Annotated in this window: 22 protein-coding genes; 13 read left to right on the top strand and 9 right to left on the bottom strand. The window is 71.4% G+C overall.

The genetic code is table 11. The features are described from left to right. The first annotated feature begins 75 nt into the window (after positions 1–75). Both ACFYXM_RS21300 and ACFYXM_RS21295 read left to right on the top strand, forming a co-directional pair. Complete coding sequence (locus ACFYXM_RS21300) at positions 76–1,035, top strand: sterol desaturase family protein (protein ID WP_389291379.1); 960 nt, start codon at positions 76–78, stop codon at positions 1,033–1,035. After that, on the top strand, positions 1,032–1,724 hold the full coding sequence (locus ACFYXM_RS21295) for a lysoplasmalogenase (RefSeq protein WP_389291377.1): 693 nt from the start codon (positions 1,032–1,034) through the stop codon (positions 1,722–1,724). The genes ACFYXM_RS21300 and ACFYXM_RS21295 overlap by 4 nt, the downstream gene beginning before the upstream one ends. A 126-nt stretch (positions 1,725–1,850) precedes the next feature. On the opposite strand, the gene ACFYXM_RS21290 is transcribed toward ACFYXM_RS21295, so the two are convergent. Together ACFYXM_RS21290 and ACFYXM_RS21285 are read right to left on the bottom strand one after the other, a co-directional pair. Next, the gene (locus ACFYXM_RS21290; RefSeq protein ID WP_389291375.1) at positions 1,851–3,281 is read right to left on the bottom strand and encodes a CoA transferase; all 1,431 of its coding nucleotides are present in this window, start codon (positions 3,279–3,281) and stop codon (positions 1,851–1,853) included. 85 nt (positions 3,282–3,366) lie between these two features. After that, positions 3,367–4,902, bottom strand: coding sequence for a S8 family serine peptidase (locus tag ACFYXM_RS21285; RefSeq protein ID WP_389291373.1), 1,536 nt, complete (start codon positions 4,900–4,902; stop codon positions 3,367–3,369). Between the two features lie 312 nt (positions 4,903–5,214). On the opposite strand from ACFYXM_RS21285, the gene ACFYXM_RS21280 reads away from it, so the two are divergent. The 3 genes from ACFYXM_RS21280 to moaA all read left to right on the top strand — a co-directional run bounded on the left by ACFYXM_RS21280 (position 5,215) and on the right by moaA (position 8,497). Next, positions 5,215–5,583: a DUF485 domain-containing protein gene (locus ACFYXM_RS21280; protein WP_389291371.1), complete on the top strand. Its 369-nt coding sequence runs from the start codon at positions 5,215–5,217 to the stop codon at positions 5,581–5,583. Continuing rightward, positions 5,580–7,223, top strand: coding sequence for a cation acetate symporter (locus ACFYXM_RS21275; RefSeq protein ID WP_389291370.1), 1,644 nt, complete (start codon positions 5,580–5,582; stop codon positions 7,221–7,223). Before ACFYXM_RS21280 ends, ACFYXM_RS21275 begins: the two co-directional genes overlap by 4 nt. Before the next feature lie 284 nt (positions 7,224–7,507). Further along, on the top strand, positions 7,508–8,497 hold the full coding sequence (gene moaA, locus ACFYXM_RS21270) for a GTP 3',8-cyclase MoaA (protein WP_389291368.1): 990 nt from the start codon (positions 7,508–7,510) through the stop codon (positions 8,495–8,497). Between the two features lie 9 nt (positions 8,498–8,506). Here moaA and ACFYXM_RS21265 read toward each other — a convergent pair whose 3' ends face one another. Further along, a complete protein-coding gene (locus ACFYXM_RS21265; protein ID WP_389291366.1) occupies positions 8,507–8,749 on the bottom strand; it encodes a hypothetical protein in 243 nt (80 codons plus the stop codon). 571 nt (positions 8,750–9,320) lie between these two features. Beyond that, the gene (locus tag ACFYXM_RS21260) at positions 9,321–9,683 is read right to left on the bottom strand and encodes a DUF3099 domain-containing protein (RefSeq protein WP_389291364.1); all 363 of its coding nucleotides are present in this window, start codon (positions 9,681–9,683) and stop codon (positions 9,321–9,323) included. Between the two features lie 234 nt (positions 9,684–9,917). Here ACFYXM_RS21260 and ACFYXM_RS21255 point away from each other — a divergent pair, with 234 nt between their 5' ends. Beyond that, entirely contained in the window at positions 9,918–10,229 is a 312-nt protein-coding gene (locus ACFYXM_RS21255; protein WP_389291362.1) for a GlsB/YeaQ/YmgE family stress response membrane protein, read from the top strand. Positions 10,230–10,383: 154 nt separating this feature from the next. Here ACFYXM_RS21255 and tyrS read toward each other — a convergent pair whose 3' ends face one another. The 3 genes from tyrS to ACFYXM_RS21240 form a co-directional block, all read right to left on the bottom strand. Then, on the bottom strand, positions 10,384–11,649 hold the full coding sequence (tyrS, locus tag ACFYXM_RS21250) for a tyrosine--tRNA ligase (RefSeq protein WP_389291361.1): 1,266 nt from the start codon (positions 11,647–11,649) through the stop codon (positions 10,384–10,386). A 140-nt stretch (positions 11,650–11,789) separates the two neighbouring features. Next, entirely contained in the window at positions 11,790–13,184 is a 1,395-nt protein-coding gene (locus ACFYXM_RS21245; protein ID WP_389291359.1) for a metallopeptidase TldD-related protein, read from the bottom strand. Positions 13,185–13,266: 82 nt separating this feature from the next. Beyond that, entirely contained in the window at positions 13,267–14,790 is a 1,524-nt protein-coding gene (locus ACFYXM_RS21240) for a TldD/PmbA family protein (RefSeq protein WP_389291358.1), read from the bottom strand. 344 nt (positions 14,791–15,134) lie between these two features. Here ACFYXM_RS21240 and fabG point away from each other — a divergent pair, with 344 nt between their 5' ends. Further along, positions 15,135–15,854 carry a 3-oxoacyl-[acyl-carrier-protein] reductase gene (fabG, locus tag ACFYXM_RS21235; RefSeq protein ID WP_389291356.1) on the top strand — a complete coding sequence of 240 codons (720 nt, stop codon included), beginning with the start codon at positions 15,135–15,137 and terminating at the stop codon, positions 15,852–15,854. Positions 15,855–15,859: 5 nt separating this feature from the next. Beyond that, positions 15,860–16,627, top strand: coding sequence for an enoyl-ACP reductase FabI (fabI, locus tag ACFYXM_RS21230; RefSeq protein WP_389291354.1), 768 nt, complete (start codon positions 15,860–15,862; stop codon positions 16,625–16,627). Positions 16,628–16,770: 143 nt separating this feature from the next. On the opposite strand, the gene ACFYXM_RS21225 is transcribed toward fabI, so the two are convergent. Then, positions 16,771–17,445, bottom strand: a complete 675-nt coding sequence (locus tag ACFYXM_RS21225; RefSeq protein ID WP_389291352.1) for a FadR/GntR family transcriptional regulator — start codon at positions 17,443–17,445, stop codon at positions 16,771–16,773. 171 nt (positions 17,446–17,616) lie between these two features. Here ACFYXM_RS21225 and ACFYXM_RS21220 point away from each other — a divergent pair, with 171 nt between their 5' ends. From ACFYXM_RS21220 to ACFYXM_RS21205, 4 genes are all read left to right on the top strand, one after another. Beyond that, complete coding sequence (locus ACFYXM_RS21220; protein ID WP_389291350.1) at positions 17,617–18,912, top strand: CynX/NimT family MFS transporter; 1,296 nt, start codon at positions 17,617–17,619, stop codon at positions 18,910–18,912. 26 nt (positions 18,913–18,938) lie between these two features. Then, positions 18,939–19,049 (top strand): SGM_5486 family transporter-associated protein, encoded by a 111-nt coding sequence (locus ACFYXM_RS21215; protein WP_389291473.1) that lies wholly within the window; start codon positions 18,939–18,941, stop codon positions 19,047–19,049. Between the two features lie 399 nt (positions 19,050–19,448). Next, positions 19,449–19,655, top strand: coding sequence for a hypothetical protein (locus tag ACFYXM_RS21210; RefSeq protein ID WP_389291348.1), 207 nt, complete (start codon positions 19,449–19,451; stop codon positions 19,653–19,655). A 74-nt stretch (positions 19,656–19,729) separates the two neighbouring features. Continuing rightward, the gene (locus ACFYXM_RS21205) at positions 19,730–20,248 is read left to right on the top strand and encodes a SixA phosphatase family protein (RefSeq protein WP_389291347.1); all 519 of its coding nucleotides are present in this window, start codon (positions 19,730–19,732) and stop codon (positions 20,246–20,248) included. Positions 20,249–20,443: 195 nt separating this feature from the next. Here ACFYXM_RS21205 and serB read toward each other — a convergent pair whose 3' ends face one another. After that, complete coding sequence (serB, locus tag ACFYXM_RS21200; protein ID WP_389291346.1) at positions 20,444–21,700, bottom strand: phosphoserine phosphatase SerB; 1,257 nt, start codon at positions 21,698–21,700, stop codon at positions 20,444–20,446. Positions 21,701–22,128: 428 nt separating this feature from the next. Between serB and ACFYXM_RS21195 the strand changes: the two genes are divergently transcribed. After that, entirely contained in the window at positions 22,129–24,765 is a 2,637-nt protein-coding gene (locus ACFYXM_RS21195; protein ID WP_389291344.1) for an FHA domain-containing protein, read from the top strand. Positions 24,766–24,863 lie beyond the last annotated feature (98 nt).

Here is a 24,863-nt window from a genome sequence, read left to right as displayed (position 1 = left end):
TGTTGACATCGTGTCTTGCATACTTGTTGGTAACAACGTCTGGTCCTCGGTGACGTGCGGCTCTACGGTGCTTGCATGCCGTCGAACCTGCCTGATGTCGTGCTCTGGTCCATACCGGCCTTCATCCTGCTCACCGTGCTGGAGCTGGCCCTCCACCGCTTCCATCCCGACGAGGACGCCGCGGGGTACGAGGCGAAGGACGCGGCCACCAGCGTCACCATGGGGGTGGGCAGCCTGGCCTTCGACCTGCTGTGGAAAGTGCCCATCGTCGCGATCTACACCGCGGTCTACGAGCTGACGCCGCTGCGGGTCCCCGTGCTGTGGTGGACCGTCCTGCTGATGCTGCTCGCCCAGGACTTCCTCTACTACTGGTCCCACCGGTGCCACCACGTCATCCGGATCCTGTGGGCCTGCCACGTCGTCCACCACTCCAGCCGGAAGTTCAACCTCACCACCGCGCTGCGCCAGCCCTGGACGTCGTGGAGCGTCTGGCCGTTCTATGTGCCGCTGGTGGCCTGCGGGGTCCACCCGGCCGCGCTCGCCTTCTGCTCGTCGGTGAACCTCGTCTACCAGTTCTGGGTGCACACGGAACGCGTCGGCAGGCTTCCCGGGCCGTTCGAGTACGTACTGAACACGCCCTCGCACCACCGGGTGCACCACGCCTCGCAGGGCGACTACCTGGACCGCAACTTCGGCGGCATCCTCATCCTCTGGGACCGGCTCTTCGGAACCTTCACCCCCGAGACGCAGCGGCCCGTGTTCGGCCTCACCAAGAACATCGACACCTACAACCCGCTGCGGGTCGCCACCCACGAGTACGCCGCCATCGCCCGCGACGTGCGGGCGGCGCACAGCTGGGGCGAGCGCGCCGGGCGGATCTTCCGCGGGCCGGGCTGGCAGCCGGCGGCGACCGCGACGGCCTCCCAGGGCCCCCGGGCCCGCACCGCCGAGGCGGCTTCGGCGGCCACCGAGCCCCGTGGCGCGCAGGCGCCGACGACCTCCACCACCCTTCGCACCGAGGAGCGTGCCCGATGAGCGCCGACATCGGAACGGACCGCCGGGAACGTCTCGCCCGGGCGCTGCTCACCGCCTTCCTGGTGGTCGCGGCCGTCGACCTCGTCGCCGTGCTCGCCGACATCCCGGTCGCCGGTCTCGTCGCCAAGCCGCTGCTGATGCCGCTGCTGGCCGGGTACGCCGCGGTCCGGCGCGGCCCCCGGCTGCTCGTCGCGGCGCTGCTGTTCGGCTGGGGCGGCGACGTGCTGCTGATGGCCGACTCCGACACCGCCTTCCTCCTCGGGATGGGCTCCTTCGCCGTCGGACACGTCTGCTACCTGTGGCTGTTCGGACGCGCGCGGAGTTCGCTGTCCGCGGCGGTCGCGTACGCCGTCGTGCTGACCGTCGCCCTCGTGCTGCTCTGGCCGGGGCTCCCCGCCGACCTGCGGATCCCGATGGCCGGCTACAGCCTGCTGCTCACGGCCATGGCCTACCGCGCCGGTGTCCTCGGCCGTTACGCGGCCGTCGGCGGGGCGCTCTTCCTGCTCTCCGACGCGCTCATCGCCGTCGGGGTCGCCGACGCGCCGCGCCTGCCGGCCCACGGCTTCTGGATCATGCTCACGTACATCGCCGCGCAGTTCCTGCTCGCGGTCGGGGCGCTCTCGCCCGGGACGCGGCCGTGGGCACGCGCCTCGGCCGTCCCCCTGGTGCCGGGGGCCCCGCGACCGTGACCCCGCCACCGGGGCCGCCGGGCGGTGGGTGAACGACCCGGCGGACGCGTACGGCCCGTTCAGCCCGCGTCCAGTGCTGTGAACGGGAGGGTTCGCCGGGCGCCGCGAGCCGGTGAATCTTCCCGGTCACGGCACCAGCCAGGCCGGCGCGTCCGAGCCCAGCGGGCCGGGCGGGCGCGACCAGTCGGCGGGCGAACCGTCGAAGCCGACCGGCGGCAGGGCGTGACGCAGGCGGCCGAGCGGACCGTCCGTCTCCGTCAGCCACTTCTCCGGATCGTACGGATCCGCCGCTCCGTCGCGGGTCCCGGGCCGGGTGTCCGCGGGCAGTTCGTCGAGCAGCCACGCGGCGGTACGGGCGAGCGAGAGGGTGACCAGCCGGGAGCCGCCCTCCTCGTGCTGTTCGGTCAACGCGCGCAGCAGGGCGGCGGCCAGCAGGTAGCCCGTGCCGTGGTCCAGTGCCTGGGCGGGCAGCGCGCCCGGTGGGTGTTCCGCCCCGCCCGGGGCCTCGGCCGAGGCGATGCCGGTCGCCACCTGCACCAGGCTGTCGAAGCCGCGCCGCCCCGCCCACGGGCCGTGCCCCCACGCCGAGAGCCTGCCGATCACCACCCCCGGCCTGCGGGCGGCCAGCGACTCGGGAGTCAGCCCGAACCGCTCGACCGAACCGGGCCGGTAGCCGATGACCACCACGTCCGCGCCGGCCAGCAGCTCGTCGAAGACGGCCCAGCCGCGGCGGTCGGCGAGGTCCAGGTCCACGGACCGCTTCCCGAAACCGGTGTCGCCGTGCGCGTCCGGGCTCTCCGGCAGCTTCGGGGCGTCGATCCGCAGCACGTCCGCGCCGAGCAGCGCGAGCGTACGGGTGGCGACGGGGCCCGCGATCACCCTGGTCAGGTCCAGCACGCGCAGCCCGGCCAGGGGCAGCAGGGGGCTCTCGCCGGTGAGCGGCGCGGTGCGGCGTACCGGCGCGTCGTCGAGGCGGGCCCGGTCCACCAGCGGCGAGTCCCGGACCGCGGCGCCCCGGGGACCGGCGGCCCACTCGCCGGGCGTACGGGCGGCGACGGCCAGGCCGCCCGCCGCGCACACGGTCTCCTCGATCTCGGCGCCCCGGCGTCCGGCGAACGAGGCCGCGACGGCGTCCGCGGCGGCCGGATCCGGGGTGTCCTCGGGCAGGCCCAGCGTGCCGAGCAACCGGGCCCGGTGGTGCGGGTAGTTGGCGTGCGTACGGACCCAGCCGTCCGCCGTGCGCCAGAACCGGGACAACGGGGCGAAGGAGGTCGGCGCGCGCCCGTCGATCCGCAGATGGCGTTCGCTGGTGAACGCCGTGGCGACCGCGCCGTCGTCGACCCGGACCCGGGGCACGGGGCGCGCGGTGCGGAGCGCGGCCAGTTCGGCGGCGGCCAGCGAACAGACCGCGACCGAGGAACGGGCCAGCTCCATGACCGGCAGCCGGGCGGGCAGCAGCCCCGCCGGGCCGCCCGGCACGATGTGCGGGAGGAGCGCGGGGTCCCCGCCCAGCGCCGCCCATGCCTGCCGCGTCCCGGACACGTGTGCGTGATTCATCTGGGCACTATGGCACCGAGTGCCACCGGCCGGGAAGGGAGGGCGGCGGCCGGTGCCGGCCGCCGCCCCGGGATCCTCGCTGCCGCTACCAGCGGACCGCGTTCAGCGCGTTGACGATTCCGGCCCCGTAGAAGCCGTTGCCCTTCTTGCCGCCCTCGCACACGGCGTCGATCTCGCCGTCGCCGTCGATGTCGTACGGCGCGCCGCACGCGGTGGCGTCGGCCTCGACCGCCAGGAGCGCCTTCACCGCCGCCGCCGAGGCGTACGGGTGCTTGGACTTGATCAGCGCCGCGACGCCCGCGACGTGCGGGGACGCCATCGACGTACCGGCCTTGTAGCCGTACCTGCCGCCCGGCAGCGTGGACAGGATCAGACCGCTCGTGGCGGGTGCCTCGGGCTTCTGGTAGATCGTCGAGTCACCGCCCGGGGCGGCGACGTCGATCATGCCCTTGCCGTAGTTCGAGTACGAGGACTTCAGGCCCTTGGCGCCGGTCGCCGAGACCGTCACGACACCGGGGAGCATCGCCGGGATGTCGAGGCACTGGCGCGGGTCGATCGTCCGGTCGACCGCCGTGGTGTCGTTCGGGCTGGTCGTGTCCTCGATCGTGTCGGCGGCCAGGTCGAAGGCGCTGTTGCCGGCCGAGGCCACGTTGACCGTGCCCCTGCGCTCCGCGTAACGGGCGGCGCGGGCGACGGCCTCGACCAGCGCGCCCTGGTCGAGGTCGTCCTTGCAGTTGAACATCCACGGGTCGGTGTAATAGCTGTTGTTGGTGACGTCGATCCCGTTCTCGGCGGCCCAGACGAAGCCGCAGACGATCGACTCGGTGTAGAAGAAGCCGTCCGGGTTCGCCACCTTGATGCCGGCGACCTTCACGCCCGGCGCGACGCCCGTGACCCCGACGCCGTTCTTCGCGGCGGCTACGGTGCCCGCCACGTGCGTGCCGTGGTCGCTCTCCCCGGTCTTCGGACGCCAGGCGCCGTCCGACGTGTCCGGCGCCCCGGACACGCAGCTGGCCGAGGCCCCGCGGTCGAAGTTCGGCGCCAGGTCGGGGTGGGTGTCGTCGACGCCCGTGTCGATGACACCGACCGTGACCTTGCTGCTGCCCAGCGATATGCGGTGCGCCTGGTCCGCCTTGATGGCGGGCAGGTCCCACTGCAGCGGCTCCATCGGGTCCTGCCCGGCGGTCGCCTCCGCCGCCGCGGCCTCGGCCTGCGCGGCGGTGAGCGGCTGCTCGGCCCCGGTGTCCGTGGTGGCCTGCGGAACGATGGGGTTGGTACGGGTGGCTCCCGCCGAGTCGACGCCCTTGGCACGGCGGATCGTCTTGGCGAAGTCCGGGTTCTGCGAGTGGACGACGATCACGCCTATCTGCTCGTAGGCGGTCACCACCGTGCCACCGGCCGCGGCTATCGCCTTCTTCACCTGCTTGACGGTGCCGTGATTGGCCCGAGTGTTGACCACGTACGAGAGCTTCGGGCCGTCCGTCGACACCGCCGCCGAGGGCTGCGCGTCCGCCGGAGCGGCGGAGGCGGCACCCGTCGGCAGGAAGCCGAGCGAAGCCGTGAGTGCCAGTCCGACGGAGATCGTCAGGGTGCGCGTCCGTCTGGAACCCAGCTGGGCCATGGGGTCTCCACATCATCAGTGCCGGGCGACCGGACACCGGCCGTACCCGGTCGCGTACATGACCAGTGAAGTTATCGCTGATCATCCCCGTTCATCAATGAGTAGGGCCGACCGATTTGACCGGACGGCCGCGCACGGACGCGTCCGGGGAGTGCGAACCGGCGGTGAACCACCGTCACACGCCGTCCGTGTCGTAGGCAGGGGCACCCGCCGTCACCCCGGGAGAGCGCACCACGCGTCCCCGGCCGGCCGCGGTTCCCCGGCGAAAACCCACCGTTCCCGTTCACCGCACCCGCGTCGCGAGGAGATTCCGTGACTACCGATGCAGCACCACCGCCCGAGAGCGTTACGGACACCCGCCCCGCCGAACCGACGACCGAGGCGTTCATCGCGACCCAGGAGAGCGCGGAATTCGGTGAACTGCGCCGCACCCACCGCTCGTTCGCCTTCCCGCTGACCGTCGCCTTCGTCCTCTGGTACCTCCTGTACGTCCTGCTGTCCAACTACGCGGGCGAGTTCATGGGCACCAAGGTGTACGGCAACATCAACGTGGCCTTCGTGTTCGGCCTCGCCCAGTTCGTCAGCACCTTCCTCATCGCCTGGCTCTACTCGCGCCACGCCGCCGCGAAGCTCGACCCGAAGGCCGAGGCCATCAAGTCCCGTCTGGAGGCCGACGCATGAGCGCCGCACACCCCTCGCCCGCCGTCCTCGACCTGGCCGCCGCCTCCTCGACCGCCGAGCACCGGCCACTGATCATCACGCTGTTCGCGGTGTTCGTCGCCGCGACCCTCGGCATCACCGTCTGGGCCGGACGGCAGACCAGGAGCGCCTCCGACTTCTACGCGGGAGGCAGGCAGTTCACCGCCTTCCAGAACGGGCTCGCGGTCTCCGGCGACTACATGTCGGCGGCCTCGTTCCTCGGCATCGCCGGAGCCATCGCCCTCTTCGGCTACGACGGCTTCCTCTACTCCATCGGCTTCCTCGTCGCCTGGCTGGTGGCGCTGCTGCTGGTCGCCGAGCCGCTGCGCAACTCCGGCCGCTACACGATGGGCGACGTCCTCGCCTACCGGATGCGGCAGCGCCCGGTCCGCACCGCGGCCGGCGTCTCCACCATCATCGTGTCGATCTTCTACCTGCTGGCTCAGATGGCGGGCGCGGGCGTCCTGGTCGCCCTGCTGCTCGGCATCACCAGCGACGCGGGCAAGATCCTCATCGTCGCGCTGGTCGGCGTGCTGATGATCGTGTACGTCACCATCGGCGGCATGAAGGGCACCACCTGGGTCCAGATGGTCAAGGCCGTGCTGCTCATCGCCGGTGCCCTGCTGATGACGTTCCTGGTGCTGCTGAAGTTCGACTTCAACGTCTCCGACCTGCTGGGCACGGCCGCGGCGAAGAGCGGCCACGGAGCCGCGTTCCTGGAACCCGGCCTCAAGTACGGCGCCACCGGCACCTCGAAGCTCGACTTCCTCTCCCTCGGCATCGCGCTGGTCCTCGGCACCGCCGGTCTGCCGCACATCCTGATCCGCTTCTACACGGTGCCGACCGCCAAGGCCGCCCGTAAGTCGGTCAACTGGGCCATCGGCATCATCGGCGCCTTCTACCTGATGACGATCGCGCTCGGCTTCGGTGCCGCGGCGCTGATCGGCCCGGCCGAGATCAAGGCGAAGAACCCGGCCGGCAACGCCGCCGCCCCACAACTCGCCGAATACCTCGGAGGCGTGGGCTCCACCGGCGGCGCCGTGCTGCTGGCGGTGATCTCGGCCGTCGCCTTCGCCACCATCCTCGCCGTGGTCGCGGGCCTCACCCTCGCCTCCTCGTCCTCCTTCGCGCACGACATCTACGCCAACGTCATCCGCAAGGGGAAGGCCACCGAGAAGGAGGAGATGCGGGCCGCCCGCTGGGCCACCGTCCTCATCGGCGCGGTCGCGATCGTCCTGGGCGTCTTCGCCCGCGACCTGAACGTCGCCGGGCTGGTCGCGCTCGCCTTCGCCGTCGCCGCCTCGGCGAACCTGCCGACCATCCTCTACAGCCTCTTCTGGAAGCGGTTCACCACCCGGGGCGCGCTCTGGTCGATCTACGGCGGCCTGGCCACCTCGGTGATCCTGGTGCTGTTCTCACCGGTCGTCTCCGGCAACGAGAAGACGTCCATGTTCAAGGGGGCCGACTTCGCCTGGTTCCCGCTGGAGAACCCGGGGCTGATCTCCATCCCGCTGGGCTTCCTGCTCGGCTGGATCGGCTCCCTCCTCTCCAAGGAGGAACCCGACAAGGGCAAGTACGCCGAACTGGAGGTGAAGTCCCTCACCGGCGTCGGAGCCCACTGAGCCGGGCGGGACACCAACCCCGTCGCCGTCGCACCGTCGTGGCCGCGTCGCAGGATCCGCGATACGGCCACGACGCTGCCGGAGTCGTACGAGTGCCATGCACGCCCCCTCCGATGTCACGGGTCTCGCGTAGTCTCGGAAGAACCGGCCGCAAGGGCCGGGCCGGACATCCCGCCCACGGGCTCCGCCCGGCGCCCGGCCGGAGCGGTGCCCGGGACGCCCGGCCGGTACCGCGAGCCGCGACAGCCGGAAACGGAAACCGGAGAACGACGGGGGGCGCCCACATGCTCATCGACACATACGGCCGGGTCGCCACCGACCTGCGCGTGTCGCTGACCGACCGGTGCAATCTGCGCTGCACCTACTGCATGCCCGAAGAGGGCCTGCAATGGCTGGCCAAGCCCGACCTGCTCAGCGACGACGAGATCGTCCGGCTCGTCGGCATCGCCGTCACCCGCCTCGGCGTCACGGAAGTCCGCTTCACCGGCGGCGAGCCGCTGCTGCGCCCCGGGCTCGTCTCCGTCGTCGAACGCTGCGCGGCCCTCACCCCACGCCCCGGGCTCTCGCTCACCACCAACGGCATCGGGCTGGGACGCACCGCGGGCGCACTCAAGGAGGCCGGTCTGGACCGGGTCAACGTCTCGCTGGACACCCTGCGCCCCGACGTCTTCAAGGCACTCACCCGCCGCGACCGCCACCACGACGTACTGGCCGGCCTCGAAGCCGCCCGTGACGCCGGACTCACGCCGGTCAAGGTCAACACCGTCCTGATGCCGGGACTCAACGACGACGAGGCACCCGAGCTGCTCGCCTGGGCCGTCGAGCACGGATACGAGCTCCGTTTCATCGAGCAGATGCCGCTCGACGCCCAGCACGGCTGGAAGCGCGAAGGCATGATCACGGCCGGTGACATACTCCGGTCGCTGCGCACCCGCTTCACCCTCACCGAGGAGGACGGGAGCGCGCGCGGATCCGCACCCGCCGAACGCTGGCTCGTCGACGGCGGACCCCACCGCGTCGGTGTCATCGCCTCCGTCACCCGGCCCTTCTGCCGGGCCTGCGACCGGACCAGGCTCACCGCCGACGGGCAGGTGCGCACCTGCCTCTTCGCCCGCGAGGAGACCGATCTGCGCGACGCGCTGCGCTCGGACGCGCCGGACGAGGAGATCGCCCGGATCTGGACGCGGGCGATGAGGGGGAAGAAGGCCGGCTCCGGGCTGGACGACCCGTCCTTCCTTCAACCGGACCGGCCGATGTCGGCGATCGGCGGCTGACTGCGGCCCTCAGCGACCGGCGGCCCCGGCCTCCCAATCGGCCAGCGTCACGACATCCTTGAGGAATCCGCGGACGCCCAGGAACGAGGAGAGGTGCTCGCGGTGCTCCTCGCAGGCCAGCCACGTCTTGCGGCGTTCCGGGCTGTGCAGCTTCGGGTTGTTCCAGGCCAGCACCCACACGGCGGCGGCCCGACAGCCCTTGGCGGAACAGATGGGTGCGGCGTTCTCGGCCGCGGTATCGGGGGAGTTCACGTGATCAACCCTAGTGCCGCATCAGGCAACGTTTGCCCCGTCGCGCCACCTGGCACTTCCCCGAGCTCTCGGCTTCGTTCGAGCAGGGGAGACCCCATTGCTCGCGGCGTTGACCAAAAGCTCACGTAGCCCTTCCCCAAGCTCTCGACTTCGTTCGAGCAGGGGAGGCCCCATCCGAGGGCTTCCGGCCGCCTTGCGATCGCACGCACCAGGCGCCGCTCCTTCCGGGCAAACATTGCCGGGCACGGCACTAGTGCTGTGACCGGGACAGATGGTCCGGGGCCCGGCGTCCGACCGGCACCCGCCCGTCGGCGTCCCCGCGCATCCCGCCTGTCGCGCATCCCGCCACGACGAACAAAAACGACGCCGAGCAGCCACGGGGGGAGCTGCCCGGCGTCGGTCCGTCGCTCCGACGGGGGATGCGGAGCGCGTACGAAGTATGTCACGCAGACCGGGGTGCGGTGCACCGTAACTCCAGGATTGATCTGACGTTTTCGCGAATCCCGGGTTCGACGCGGACTTCCCGGGGACCGAAACCGGTCTCCGGGGCGTTACTACCGTTTCTCGTGGTTCACACGGGGTCTCCGCCACGCTTTTCGTCGTCGACGGGGCCCGACGGTGTCGTACCGGACACGGAAGGGGCGTCGAGCGCCGGGCGTACCGGAGCGGGGATGAACGTCGGGGGGAGCGCGGGAGTGGTTTCCCGGCCCGCGTTGGCGATGACCACCGCCACGTACGGGAGCAGAGCTCCGAGGACCAGGGCCACGATCGCCACGTACCGCTCGACGTTCCACAGCGCCGCGGCCAGGATCACCGAGACCGTCCGCACGGACATCGAGATCACATAGCGCCGCTGCCTGCCGCGCACATCGTCCGCGAGCCCCTGCCTGGCTCCCGTGATCCGGAAGACCTCGACGGAGTTCTGCTTCCGCATCACGTCTCCACCACCCTTCCCCCAGTGCCCGGCGACCCGGGGGACACCTCGTTCCCGAGCCGGACATGTTCCGGTCCGGACCGCATCCACGGTACGCCCGGCGTCCGGAGGCTTCGAGGCCGGGGCGTGTCCCGTCCGCGCGATCGCGCATACGGACGCGTCCGGCATGCGACGCCGGACAGCCGCCCCGAGACTGGGCCGCAGATGCGACATCGCGTCGCACGAGGAGGCGACATGGGCTGGCTGTGGGCAATCATCGTGGGACTCGTGCTCGGCCTGATCGCGAAGGCGATCCTGCCCGGCAAACAGAACATCCCTCTCTGGCTGACGGCGCTCCTGGGTCTCATCGGCAGCATCCTGGGCAATGCCGTCGCCGCCGGGATCGGAGTCCATGACACCAAGGGCATCGACTGGATCCGCCATCTGTTCCAGCTGATCGGCGCGGTGGTCGTCGTCGCCATCGGCAGTGGTCTGTGGGCCAGGATCCGCGGCTCCGGGCCCACAGCCGCGAACCGTGACCGCGCGAGCCGCGATCACACGGTCTGATCCCGGACCACGACGCACCGCGGCCGGGCACGCGTCGACACGTACCCGGCCGCGGGACGGCATTCAGGAACCCCGGTGGTCCGAGGCCCATGGCCGTCGGGGGCCGGTCGTCCGGGCGGGCCCGGATGTCCACCGACCCCCGGACGGCGCGGGATCAGCCGGTGACCTCGACGGCGGCGAGGTTCTTCTTGCCCCGGCGCAGCACCAGCCACCGCCCGTGCAGCAGCAGCTCACGGTCCGGTGCGCTCTCGCCGTCCGTGACCTTGACGTTGTTCACGTAGGCTCCGCCCTCCTTCACCGTGCGGCGGGCGCCGGACTTGCTCGGCGCCAGGCCGACCTCCACCAGGAGGTCCACCAGCGGGCCGAGCTCGGTGACCCGCGCGTGCGGGACCTCGGACAGGGCGGCGGCCAGCGTCGCCTCGTCCAGCTCGCCCAGTTCGCCCTGGCCGAAGAGGGCCTTCGACGCGGCGACGACCGCGGCGCACTGGTCGCCGCCGTGCACCAGCGTCGTCAGCTCCTCGGCCAGCGCGCGCTGCGCCGTCCGGGCCTGCGGACGCTCCTCGGTGACCTTCTCCAGTTCCTCCAGCTCCGCAGGGGTGCGGAAGCTGAGGACGCGCATGTAACGGGAGACGTCGCGGTCGTCCACGTTCAGCCAGAACTGGTAGAACGCGTACGGCGTCGTCAGCGTCGGGTCGAGCCAGACGGCCCCGCCCTCCGTCTTGCCGAACTTGGTCCCGTCCGCCTTCGTCATCAGCGGGGTCGCCAGCGCGTGCACCTCGGCGCCGGGCTCCAGCCGGTGGATCAGGTCGAGACCCGCTGTGAGGTTGCCCCACTGGTCGCTGCCGCCCTGCTGGAGGGTGCAGCCGTAGCGCCGGTACAGCTCCAGGAAGTCCATGCTCTGGAGCAGCTGGTAGCTGAACTCGGTGTAGCTGATGCCCTCGTCGGACTCCAGGCGCCGGGCGATGGCGTCCTTGGTCAGCATCTTGTTGACGCGGAAGTGCTTGCCGATGTCGCGCAGGAACTCGATCGCGGACATGCCCGCAGTCCAGTCCAGGTTGTTCACCATGACCGCCGCGTTCTCGCCCTCGAAGGACAGGAACGGCTCGATCTGCCTCCGCAGCCGCGACACCCACTCGGCGACCGTCTCCGGGTCGTTCAGCGTGCGCTCGGCGGTCGGCCTGGGGTCACCGATCTGACCGGTGGCCCCGCCCACCAGGGCGAGCGGCCGGAGCCCCGCCTGCTGGAGCCGGCGCATGGTGAGCACCTGCACCAGGTGGCCGACGTGCAGACTCGCCGCGGTGGGGTCGTAGCCGCAATAGAACGTGACGGGGCCGTCCGCGAGAGCCTTGCGCAGTGCGTCCTCATCGGTGGACTGGGCGAACAGCCCACGCCACTTCAGCTCGTCGACGATGTCCGTCACGGTACTTTCTCTCCTCGCATGTGCATCGGATGTGTGTTCGGTCGCCCCGGGGGCGCCGGACGGCACCAGCCAGTCTAGGTCCTGTCTTCACATCGCCGTTCGCTGCGAGACGCCTGGCACGCACGGCCCGCCCGGGCGTCTCACACGCCCGGGCTCACGGAGCTCATGTTGAAGTCCGGGATCCGCAGCGCGGGCATGGCGGCCCGGGTGAACCAGTCGCTCCACTCGCGCGGCAGCGTCTTCTCCGTACGGCCCGCCTCCGCGGCCCGCGACAGCAGGTCCACCGGCGACTCGTTGAACCGGAAGTTGTTCACCTCGCCGACGACCTCCCCGTCCTCGACGAGATACACCCCGTCGCGGGTCAGCCCGGTCAGCAGCAGCGTCGCCGGATCCACCTCCCGGATGTACCACAGGCAGGTCAGCAGCAGGGCGCGGCCGGTGGTCGCGGCCACCATCTCCTCCAGGGACCGCTCCCCGCCGCCGTCGAGCAGCAGGTTGTCGATCGCCGGCGCGACCGGCAGCCCGGTCAGCTCCGCCGTGTGCCGGGTGGTCGTCAGATGTTCCAGCCGGCCGTCCCGGATCCAGTCCGTCGACGCCAGCGGCAGACCGTTGTCGAAGACGGAGGCGCTGTCCCCGGACGCGTGGGCGATCACGAACGGCGCCGACTCCAGGCCCGGCGCGTGCGGGTCGCTGCGCAGCGCCAGCGGCAGCTCGGTCAGCTTCTCGCCGAGCCGTGTCCCGCCGCCGGGCAGGGAGAACACCGTGCGGCCCTCTGCGGCGTCCCGCGCCGACGACGACCACAGCTGGTAGACCAGCAGGTCGGCCACGGCGGACGGCGGCAGCAGCGTCTCGTACCGTCCGGCGGGCAGGTCGACGCGGCGTGCGGCCCAGCGCAGCCGCCCGGCCAGTTCCGTGTCGAGTTCGAGGGGGTCGACGTCCCGGAAGTCGCGGGTCGAGCGGCCCGCCCAGGCCGACCGGGTGCGGTCGGGGGACTTGGCGTTCAGCTCCAGCGTCCCGTTCGGCTGGTCGTGGCGCAGGCGCAGCCCCGTCGACGTGCCGAGGTAGGTGGAGGTCATCTGGTGGTGGGCGAAGCCGTACAGCTCGCGGCCGCCCGACCGGGCACGGGCGAACGCGTCGCCGAGTGCCGGGGCGAACGCCGCGAAGACGTCCGGACCCGTCTCGGCCGGCGCGTCCGTGAAACCGGGGGACGGCGGCACGCCGTCGACCAGCGGCTGCGCGTCCTCCGCCGGACCGGCCCCGCGCGCGGCGGCCTCGGCCGCCCGTACCAGCGGCTCCAGGTCGTCGGCGGTGACGGCGGACCGCGACACCACACCGGACGCGGTGCCCTGCGCGCCGTCGACGGTCGCGACGACGGTGAGGGTCCGCCCCCGCGTCACCCCGTTCGTCGTCAGCGCGTTCCCGGCCCAGCGCAGATTCGCGGACGACTCCTCGTCCGCGATGACGACACACCCGTCGGCCGTGGACAGGTCGAGTGCCCGCTCGACGATCTCGTGCGGCTTGGTCACGCGGCTCATCGCCCGGCCTCCTGCGTCGTGTTGAGACTGTGCCCGCCCGGGGGACGCCCCCCGGACCCCCGGCCGGTTCCGTGGTGACCGCTCATCGCCCGGCCTCCTGCGTCGTGTTGAGGATGTTCACGCCCCGGAAGAGGGCGGAGGGGCACCCGTGCGAGACGGCCGCGACCTGGCCCGGCTGGGCCTTGCCGCAGTTGAACGCGCCGCCCAGGACGTACGTCTGCGGGCCGCCGGCCTTCTCCATCGAGCCCCAGAAGTCCGTCGTCGTCGCCTGGTACGCGACATCGCGCAGCTGGCCGGCCAGCCGGCCGTTCTCGATGCGGAAGAACCGCTGCCCCGTGAACTGGAAGTTGTAGCGCTGCATGTCGATCGACCACGACCGGTCGCCGACCACGTAGATCCCGCGCTCCACCCCGCCGATCAGGTCCTCCGTGGACGGCCCGCCCGGATCCGGCCGCAACGACACGTTCGCCATGCGCTGCACGGGGACGTGGCCGGGCGAGTCCGCGTACGCGCAGCCGTTGGAGCGGCCCAGCCCCGTCAGCTTCGCCATCCGCCGGTCCAGCTGGTACCCGACCAGCGTGCCGTCCTTGATCAGGTCCCAGGACTGCGCCTCGACGCCCTCGTCGTCGTACCCGATGGTCGCCAGCCCGTGCTCGGCGGTCCGGTCACCGGTCACGTTCATCACGGGGGAGCCGTACGCCAGACTCCCCAGCCGGTCGAAGGTGGCGAACGAGGTGCCCGCGTACGCCGCCTCGTACCCCAGGGCCCGGTCCAGTTCGGTGGCGTGGCCGATCGACTCGTGGATGGTCAGCCACAGGTTCGACGGGTCGACGACCAGGTCGTACGTCCCCGCCTCGACGCTCGGCGCCCGCATCTTCTCCGCCAGCAGCCCGGGGATCCGCTCCAGCTCGTCGTCCCAGTCCCAGCCGGTCCCGGTCAGGTACTCCCAGCCGCGGCCCACCGGCGGGGCGAGCGTCCGCATCGAGTCGAACTCACCGGTGGTTCCGTCCACGGCGACCGCGGTCAACTCGGGGTGCAGCCGCACCCGCTGCTGCGTGGTGACGGTGCCCGCCGTGTCCGCGTAGAACTTGTTCTCGTGGACGGTCGTCAGCGAGGCGTCCACGTGCGTGACGCCCTCCGCCCGCAGCAGCCGCGCGCTCCACTCGGCGAGCAGCCCCGCCGTCTCCTCGCCCGGCACGGAGAACGGGTCGATCTCGTACGACGAGACCCAGGTCCGCTCGCCGTGCACCGGCTCGTCGGCCAGCTCCACCCTCTCGTCGGACCCGGCCGCGGCGATCACCTTCGCCGACAGTTTCGCCATGGCGACGGCCTGCGAGGCCACCTTCGCCGCGGCGTCCATCGTGAGATCCACGCCCGAGGCGAACCCCCACGCCCCGCCGTGCACCACCCGTACCGCGTACCCGAGGTCGGTGGTGTCGGAGCTCCCGGCGGGCCGGGCGTCCCGCAGCCGCCAGGACGCGCTGCGCACCCGTTCGAAACGGAAGTCCGCGTGCGCGGCCCCGAGCGCCCGCGCCCGGGCGAGCGCCGCGTCGGCCAGCGAGCGCAGGGGCAGGGCCAGGAACGACTGATCTACTTCGTGGGCCACGAAGGGCTCCCCTCCTCGGATGGGGTCCGTCCTCTGACGGGTCCTGGCAGTGAATCATGCGGCGGGCCGCCGCCGGGCGGCCACGGGGCGCGCGTGGTGTCGGGGCACCGTACGCGGTCCCGGACTCCCTGGCCACGTACGAGAAACGGGCACCGGTGACCGCCGGGGGAGAGGGCCTGCCCGCGGGTGCCCCGGGAGCGACGGAACGAAGCCCGCCGGGCCCGAGACGACTGTAGGAACCCCACAGTGCCCGGGGGAAGGCGCTGTCAGGGGCCGATTCCTCGCGGGGCGGGTGGTACCGATAGGTTTCCGAGGTACCAGACCGCTATCGAAAGGGTGATCCGTTGAGCCGCTCGGTTCTCGTCACCGGAGGAAACCGGGGCATCGGCCTCGCCATCGCCCGCGCTTTCGCCGCCAACGGCGACAAGGTCGCGATCACCTTCCGCTCCGGCGAGCCCCCCCAGGAACTCACCGAGGCGGGCTGCCTCGCGGTCCGTTGCGACATCACGGACGCCGAACAGGTGGAGCAGGCCTACAAGGAGATCGAGGACAAGCACGGCCCCGTCGAGGTACTGGTCGCCAACGCCGGCATCACCAAGGACCAGTTGCTGATGCGGATGACCGAGGACGACTTCACGTCCGTGCTCGACACCAACCTCACCGGCACGTTCCGGGTCGTCAAGCGCGCCAACCGCGGCATGCTGCGGGCCAAGAAGGGCCGCGTCGTCCTCATCTCCTCCGTCGTCGGGCTGCTCGGCTCGGCGGGGCAGGCGAACTACGCCGCCTCCAAGGCGGGTCTGGTCGGCTTCGCCCGGTCGCTGGCCCGTGAACTCGGCTCGCGGAACATCACCTTCAACGTCGTCGCACCCGGCTTCGTCGACACCGACATGACCCAGGTGCTCAGCGAGGAGCAGCGCAAGGGCATCATGTCCCAGGTGCCGCTCGGCCGCTACGCGCAGCCCGAGGAGATCGCCGCCGCGGTGCGCTTCCTCGCCTCCGACGACGCTTCGTACATCACTGGAGCCGTCATCCCCGTTGACGGCGGATTGGGCATGGGTCACTGATCACCATGAGCGGAATTCTCGACGGCAAGCGCATCCTCGTCACCGGCGTGCTGATGGAGTCGTCCATCGCGTTCCACGTCGCCAAGGTGGCCCAGGAACAGGGCGCCGAAGTCATCCTGACCGCCTTCCCCCGGCCCACGCTGACCGAGCGCATCGCCAAGAAGCTGCCGAAGCCGGCCAAGGTCATCGAGCTGGACGTGACCAACACCGAGCACCTGGACCGGCTCGCGGACCTGGTCCGTGACGAGCTCGGTTCGCTCGACGGCGTCGTCCACTCCATCGGCTTCGCGCCGCAGGACGCGCTCGGCGGCAACTTCCTGAACACCCCGTTCGAGTCCGTCGCCACCGCGATGCACGTCTCGGCGTTCTCGCTGAAGTCGCTCGCCATGGCCTGCAAGCCGCTGATGAACGAGGGCGGCTCGATCGTCGGCCTCACCTTCGACGCGCAGTTCGCCTGGCCGCAGTACGACTGGATGGGCCCGGCCAAGGCCGCGCTGGAGGCCACCTCCCGCTACCTCGCCCGGGACCTGGGCAAGGACAACATCCGCTGCAACCTGGTCTCGGCCGGACCGCTCGGTTCCATGGCCGCGAAGTCCATCCCGGGCTTCTCCGACCTCGCCAAGGTGTGGGACACCCGCTCCCCGCTGGCCTGGGACATGGCGGACCCGGAGCCGGCCGGCCGCGGCATCGTCGCCCTGCTCTCGGACTTCTTCCCGAAGACGACGGGCGAGATCATCCACGTCGACGGCGGCGTGCACATGATGGGTGCCTGACCCCGTACGGGCCCTGAAACGCGACGGCCGCGTACCACCTGCGAACAGGCGGTACGCGGCCGTCGCGCGTGCCGGGCCGGTCCCGGTCCGCTCAAGTCGAGAAGGCCCGGACGGGCGCCCCGGTCGCGGCCCGCCCGGTTCCGTCAGGGCCGGTCCACCAGACAGCTCAGCGCGTGGCTCGCGGCCTCGGTCGCCGCCGTCTCGGCGTCCCCCGCCCGGATCGCCTCGACCAGACGGCTGTGGTCCATGTGGTTCTCCGGCCGCAGCTCCCGGCCCACATTGCTCCTGAGGCGGTCCCGCAGCAGGCAGCCCAGATCGGCGTACAGGCCGGTCAGCACGTCGTTGTGCGAGGCCGCGACGACGGCCAGATGCAGCGTCGCGTCCGCCTCGACGAACGCCTCGGCGTCGCCGTCGGCCCACCTCTCCTCGCGGCGCTCCATGAGCGTGTCCAACTGTTTCAGGTCCCGCTCGGTGCGCCGGGCGGCGGCCAGCCGGGCCGCGGACGACTCCAGGGTGGAGCGCAGTTCGGCGATGTGCTGCGGATCGGCGTTGGCGAAACGGCGGTGCATCACCCCGGCCAGTTCACTGGTGGCGACCACATAGGTGCCCGAGCCCTGCCGGATGTCGAGCAGGCCGTTGTGCGCGAGCGCGCGCACGGCCTCGCGGACCGTGTTGCGCGCCACGCCCAGCTGCTCCACCAGTTCGGGCTCGGTGGGAATGCGCGAACCCACAGGCCACTCGCCCGAGGTGATCTGATTCCTCAACTGGGCAATCACCTGGTCGGCGAGTGCCGAACGCCGGGGGGACGTCAGCGCCATGATGCTCCTTGCTCGGGTCGCTCGGTCGATCGGGGGGCGTTCCCGGGGGGCCGGGTCCGTGGGGCGTACGGGACACGCGTTGCGCGCGGGGCATCCCGGATGCTCCCGGCCGTTCCCCGGTGCTCTCAGAGCATTGGACAAGTAATCATCCCATGATTCTATGATGGGCTCATGCCCGACGAGCCCCAGCCGCAGAACCGAACCCGGACCCTGAGCCCCGCCGACGCCCCGGACGACCCGACCGGATGCCCGGCCCCCCGCCCCCTGCGGACCGCACCGGCCGCCAACCGGCTGCTCCCACTGGTCGCTGTCGGGCTCGTCCTCACCGCGCTCAACCTCCGCCCCGCCATCACCAGCCTCGGCGCCCTCCTCGAAGAGGTCCGGGACGGACTGCACATGAGCGGCAGCGTCGCCGGTCTCCTCACCTCGGTGCCGCCGCTCTGCTTCGCGGTCTTCGGCATCACGGCCCCGCGCCTGGCCCGTCGCTTCGGGCCTGCCGCCGTCGTCTGCGCCGGCATGGTCGCCATCACCGCCGGTCTGGTGATCCGGCCCCTGGTCGGCGGCACGGCGGGCTTCCTCGCCGCCAGCGCGCTCGCCCTCATGGGCATCGCCGTCAGCAACGTCCTGATGCCGGTGATCGTCAAGCGCTGGTTCCCGGACCGCGTCGGCTCCATGACCGGGCTCTACTCCATGGCGCTGTCCCTCGGCACCTCGCTGGCCGCCGCGGTGACCGTGCCCATGACCAGCGCGCTGGGCGGAAACTGGCGGACGGGCCTCGGAGTCTGGGCCGTTCTGGCCGCCGTCGCGGTCCTGCCCTGGATCCCGCTGCTGCGGGACCGCGGCGGCGCCGCGGGGCGGTCCGCGGTCCAGCACCGGGACACCCCGGAACTCAGGATCACCCGCAGCCGCACCGCCTGGGCCCTCGCCTGCTTCTTCGGCCTCCAGGCCACGGCCGCGTACATCACCATGGGATGGATGCCGCAGATCTTCCGCGACGCTGGGGTCTCGGCCGGCACCGCCGGAGTGCTGCTCGCCCTCACCATGGCGCTCGGCGTGCCGCTGGCCTTCGTCATCCCCAGGGTCGCCTCCCGGATGAGGAACCAGGGCCCCATCGTCCTCTTCCTCGGCAGCTGCGGCCTCGTCGGATACGCGGGCCTCCACTTCGCACCGGCCGGCGGGGCCTGGGCCTGGGCGCTGCTCCTCGGCATCTCGAACTGCGCCTTCCCGCTCGCCCTGACCATGATCGGGATGCGGTCGCGCAGCGGGGCCGGGGTGGTCCGTCTCTCCGCGTTCGCGCAGTCCGTCGGCTATCTCATCTCGATCCCCGGCCCGTTGCTCATCGGCGTCCTGTACCAGCACAGCGGCGGCTGGGGGCTGCCGCTCGCGCTGATGGCCGGCTTGATGGTGCCGCAGATGGCGGCCGGGTTCCTGGCCGGGCGGGACCGGACGATAGAGGACGAGTGCTGAGATGCGAGACTGACCCCATGTCTCCTGTGCTCGATCCCAATCCTCAGAACGGTCAGAAGAAGCTCCTCCTCGTGCTCGGGGCGATGCTTCTCGTCACGGTAATCGTCGGGGTGGTCGCCTCGATCGCTTCCCCCTGACCGGTCCGGGCCGCCCACCCGTACCGGTCGGCCTCGTACCGCTCGACCCGGGTCCGCACCGGCGCCTGCCCCGAGCAGCCCGATTCCCCGGCCGAACCTAAGGGCTGTCCCGTAATCCGTGGCGGATCAGCGTGCGGCGTCGGATGTGGTGCATCGCAAGGCGGAGGGGCGTCCGCATACCGAATGTATGCGGATGTTCCGACAACGCGGCGAGGTGCCGCAGCCGTCGTCGCGCGCCCGCCAGGGATTACGGGACAGCCCTCAGGGGATGGTGGGGTCTGCCCCACCATCCCCCAGGGGGCTGGGCCCAGGGGGAAGTGGGTGGATCGCCGGATGGGGCCGGCGCCCCGGCATCCGTAGGTTCGTGGGTGTCGGAACCAGCGATCCACGGAGGCGGACATGTCGGCTCCCGCACCCACTCGGCCCACGGCCGCGCCCACGGGCGGAGTCGACATGCGGCTGCCGTGGTGGGCCGTCGCGCTGCCCGCGGTCGCGTTCGTCGCGCTCCTGCTGATGATCGTGGGATCCGGTGATGCGCACGCGGCGCCGGCCGACCCCGCGGTCGGCCGGCTGCTCGCGCGGGCCCTCGCCCTGCTCACCGGCTGACGTCGCCCGAGGTCCGCGCTGGGGCCCGTCAACCCCCTGCGCCGGGCGGCACGTTTCATGCGAAGCTGAGGTGTATGAGCGTCGATACACCTCGCAGGATCGTCCTTCTCAGGCACGCGAAGGCGGAATGGTCGCAGGACTCCGACCACGAGCGGCCGCTCGCGGAGCGCGGCCGCAGGGATGCCCCCGTCGCGGGCCGTAAACTCGTCGACTCCGGGATCAACCTCGATCTGGCCCTCTGCTCCACCGCCGCCAGGACGCGCGAGACGTGGAAGCTCGCGGTGCACGAGATGCCGCGACGCCCGCGGACCGTGTACGAGGAGCGGCTGTACGAGGCGTCTCCCGGCGAGCTGATCGCCCTGATCAACGAGACTCCCGACGATGTGCGCGATCTTCTGCTCATCGGCCACAACCCCGGCATGCACGCGGTCGCCGACGCTCTCTCGGCGGCGGCCGAGGGAGACGCCCTGGCGAGGATGCACCGCGGCGGTTTCCCGACGGCCGCGTTCGCCGTCGTCGCGTTCTCCGGTTCCTGGAAGGGCGTGGAGCACGGCGTGGGCAGGCTCGTCGAGTACTGGACCCCCAACGACTGACCCGCCGTCCGGCCCACCGCCGTTCGTCCGGCCCGCCGACCGCCGTTCGCCAGGGCCACCGCCGTACGCCAGGGCCACCGCCGTACGTCCGGGCCGCCTCATGGGACGGGCCCCGGTACGGGAAGCTCGCCGCTTCCTTACCGGGGCCCTTCCCGTCGTCGGGGGACATCAGAGGCGACGGACGCGACGGACGCGTCAGTCCACCAGGCCGTCGGCGGCCTCGACCTCCTCGCGGGTGATGCCCAGCAGATACAGCACGGTGTCCAGGAACGGCACGTTCACCGCGGTATGGGCGGCCTCACGGACCACCGGCTTGGCGTTGAAGGCCACACCGAGCCCCGCCGTGTTCAGCATGTCCAGGTCGTTGGCACCGTCACCGATCGCGACGGTCTGCGCCAGCGGCACCCCGGCCTGCGCGGCGAAACTGCGCAGCAGACGGGCCTTGCCGGCCCGGTCGACTATGTCCCCGACGACCCGCCCGGTGAGCTTGCCGTCGACCACCTCCAGCGTGTTGGCGGAGGCGAAGTCGAGCCCGAGCCGTTCCTTCAGATCGTCGGTGACCTGCGTGAAGCCGCCCGACACCACACCCACCTGGTACCCGAGCCGCTTCAGCGTACGGATCAGGGTCCGGGCGCCCGGCGTCAGCCGTACCTCGGCCCGCACCTTGTCCACCACCGACGCGTCGAGCCCCGCCAGCAGGGCCACCCGCGCGTGCAGCGACTGCTCGAAGTCGAGCTCGCCGCGCATCGCCCGCCCGGTCACCTCGGCGACCTTGTCCTCGCAGCCCGCGTGGGCGGCGAACAGCTCGATGACCTCGTCCTGGATGAGCGTCGAGTCGACGTCCATGACGACCAGCCGCTGCGCCCTGCGGCTCAGCCCGGCCGACACCACCGCGACATCGACACCGATCTCGGCGGACTGTGTCGCCAGGGCCGTCCGCAACTCCTCGGTGCCCGTTCCGGAGACCGCGAACTCGACGGCCGTCACCGGGTACTTCGCGAGCCGGAAGATCCGGTCGATGTTGCCGCCCGTCGAGGTGATCCTGGCCGCTATGGCGGCGGTCGACTGCGCGGTCAGCGGGTGCCCGAGCACCGTCACGTGGGAGCGCCCGCAGCCGCGCGGACGGTTGTCGCCCGTTCCGGAGATGATCTCGGCCTGGAGCTTCAGCGACTCCGCCCAGCTGTGCACGGTCGCCCGCAGATCGCCCTCGGTGGTGCCGGCCGCGTCCGGCGTGGTGATCAGCGCGCACAGGACGATGCGGCCGCGGGTGACGACCTGCTCGATGTCGACGACGTCGACCGAGTAGGCCGCGAGAGTGTCGAAGAGCCCGGCGGTGATCCCGGGGCGGTCCTTCCCGAAGATCTTCACGAGAAGGGTGGGGGTGTCGGCGCCCTGGCGGAATTCCCCGGGCACGGGAGACGGCGAGGACTGAGGTGGCTGCGATGCGCTCATGGTGCCTCCACCGTATCTGCCCCCTCCCCGCCCCGGAGGCCCGTCCCGAGGACCGGACAGCGGGCCCGCGCAGCGTTCCCGGCCCTCGTACCCGCCGTACGCGCACCGCGGTGGAGCACGTACGCGGCCCGGCTTCCCCGGGCCGGGACCCCGGCACCCGGCGTCGCCCGTCCGGTCGCGGACCGGCCCCGTTCCCCCGCGTTCACGCCGACTTCGCCGACGTTCACGCAGATTTCGCGCACGTTCGGGGGACTCATGGCGGCTTGCCGTCCTCCGGACCGTTCGTCCCGCCCCGGTGGCGCCGCCCCGGGCCTCCGCAGCGTCTTCACCCCGCCCGGCTTTCGTATCCGGGACCGCTCCTGGAATAGTTCCCCACGATGTTCAGCATCCCTGGACCCCCTGCGACGGGGTCCATCGGGGGACAACAAGTGGGGCGCGGAGTGCCGGAACTCGTACTTGAATTGAATGGCAGGACCTGGGCGCTCGATCCGTCCAGGCCGTACACCGTGGGGCGCGATCCGCAGGGAGACCTGACGATCGAGGACGCCAGGGTGTCGTGGCGGCACGCCACGATCAGCTGGGGAGGCCGTGGCTGGTTCATCGAGGACCACGGCAGCACGAACGGCACCTACGCCCAGGGCCGTCGCATCCAGCAGCTGGAGATCGGCCCCGGCGTCGCCGTGCACCTGGGCAACGCCAATGACGGACCGCGGCTCAGCTTCACCGCCGCGGACACGGGTGCCGCCGCGGACGCCGGTGCGTACGGCGGACAGGGCGCGGGCACGCAGCAGCCTCCCGCCCAGCAGGCCCAGCAGGCGCCCGCCCACCAGCCGCAGCAGGGCGGCGCGGGCTGGCAGGGCGGCCAGGCGCCCGCTCGGCAGCAGCCGCACCAGGGCTGGCAGCAGGCTCCCCAGGGGCAGCAGGCTCCCCAGGGACACCAGCCGCAGCAGCCCGTGCAACCCCAGCAGCCTCAGGTCCCGCACCAGCAGGGCATGGGACCCGCACCCGCCGCGGCCGGGCCCGGCGGTGTCGCGGGGTCCCCGTCGGTGCGCGGTGACCGCAGCCCGACCACGTTCCACCAGCTGGCCCTCGGCCGCGTGATGCGCATCGGCCGCGCGCTGGAGAACGAACTGGTCGTCTCCGACCTCCAGGTCTCGCGGCACCACGCCGAGTTCCACGCGACGCCCGACGGCCGTTTCGAGCTCCGTGACCTCGGCTCCCACAACGGCACCTACGTCAACGGCCAGCCGCTCCCCAAGTCCGGTTCCGCGCTCATCGGCCCGAACGACATCGTCGGCGTCGGTCACTCGACGTTCCGCCTGGTCGACGACCGGCTGGAGGAGTTCGTCGACACCGGTGAGGTCACGTTCTCCGCCCGCCATCTCACCGTGACGGTCGACGGCGGGAAGCAGATCCTCAAGGACGTCTCGTTCGGCGTCCCGGAGAAGTCGCTCGTCGCGGTCATCGGCCCGTCCGGCTCCGGCAAGTCCACCCTGCTCAAGGCGCTCACCGGCTACCGGCCCGCCAACCAGGGCGACGTGCTCTACGACAACCGGAACCTGTACAAGCAGTTCGCCGAGCTGCGCCAGCGCATCGGTCTGGTCCCGCAGGACGACATCCTGCACAGGGAACTCACCGTCACCAAGGCCCTCAAGTACGCGGCCAAGCTCCGCTTCCCCGCGGACACCACCGAGGCCGAGCGCGAGGCCCGCATCCACGAGGTGCTCGCCGAGCTCAAGCTCGACATCCACAAGGACAAGAAGGTCACCTCGCTCTCCGGAGGCCAGCGCAAGCGCGTCTCCGTGGCGCTGGAGCTGCTCACCAAGCCGTCGCTGATCTTCCTGGACGAGCCGACCTCCGGCCTCGACCCGGGCATGGACCGTGACGTCATGCAGCTGCTGCGCGGACTGGCCGACGACGGGCGCACGGTCCTCGTCGTCACCCACTCCGTGGCCGAGCTGGCGCTCTGCGACAAGCTGCTCGTCATGGCACCGGGCGGGGCCGTCGCCTACTTCGGCCCGCCGGAGGAGGCGCTCAACTTCTTCGGCTACACCACCTGGGCCGACGTGTTCTCCGCGTTCGAGAACTACCGCGACTACGACTGGGCGGGCCGCTGGCGCGGCTCCCAGCACTACCAGATGTACGCCGCGGACATCGACGCCGTCGCCGCCCAGCCCGTCCACGCGCCGACCCCGCAGCAGATACGCCCGCCCAAGCCGCAGAGCTGGTCGGCCCAGCTGTGGACACTGATCCGCCGCTACCTCTCGGTGATCGCGTCCGACAAGGGCTTCATGGGCCTGATGGTGATCCTGCCCGCCGTGCTCGGCCTCGTCAGCGTGGTCATCCCGGCCAAGTTCGGCCTGACGGCGCCGGAGCCGCCGTCCCGGTTCAACGGAGCGGCCGGAACGATCATGCTGATCCTCGCGGTCGGCATGTGCTTCACCGGTGCGGCCAACTCCGTACGAGAACTGATCAAGGAACGTGTCATCTACGAACGGGAACGAGCCACCGGCCTCTCCCGCTCGGCCTACCTGATGTCCAAGGTGATCGTCCTCGGAATGATCACGGCCCTCCAGGGCGTCATCATCTGCGGCATCGGCTTCGCCACCCGCAAGCTGCCCGCCGAGGGCCTGATCATGCCGCCCGCCGTCGAGCTGTGCGTGACCATCATCGTGCTCGGCTTCACCTCGATGATGTTCGGCCTGGTGATCTCCTCGCTGGTGAAGACCTCCGAGAAGACCATGCCGCTGCTGGTCATGTTCGCGATCGTCCAGGTCGTCTTCACCGGCATCCTCTTCCAGGTGTACGGCTCGCCCGGCCTGGAGCAGTTCGCCTGGCTGATGCCGTCCCGCTGGGCCATCGCCGGCGCGGGTGCCACCCTCGACCTCTCGCACCTCATGGCACCGTGGGACCCCAACGACCCGACCGACCTGGACCCGCTGTGGGAGCACACGGCCGGTCAGTGGGCGATGGACGTCTCGGTCCTGCTGTTCCTCGGCATCGTCTGCGGCTTCGCGGTCGCGCGGCTGCTGCGCCGCCACGAGCCGGAGGTCATGCGCAAGTAGCTCCGACAGGCCCGTGCGCGGACGGCCGTGCCATGGCCGCCGCCGGGCATCGGCACGCACGACGCCGGAGGGCGGCACCCCAGCACTGGGGTGCCGCC

The organism is Streptomyces sp. NPDC002476 (assembly GCF_042889785.1).
In the GTDB taxonomy this organism is placed as follows: Bacteria; Actinomycetota; Actinomycetes; order Streptomycetales; family Streptomycetaceae; genus Streptomyces.
This window is presented reverse-complemented; position numbering and strand designations above follow the sequence as displayed.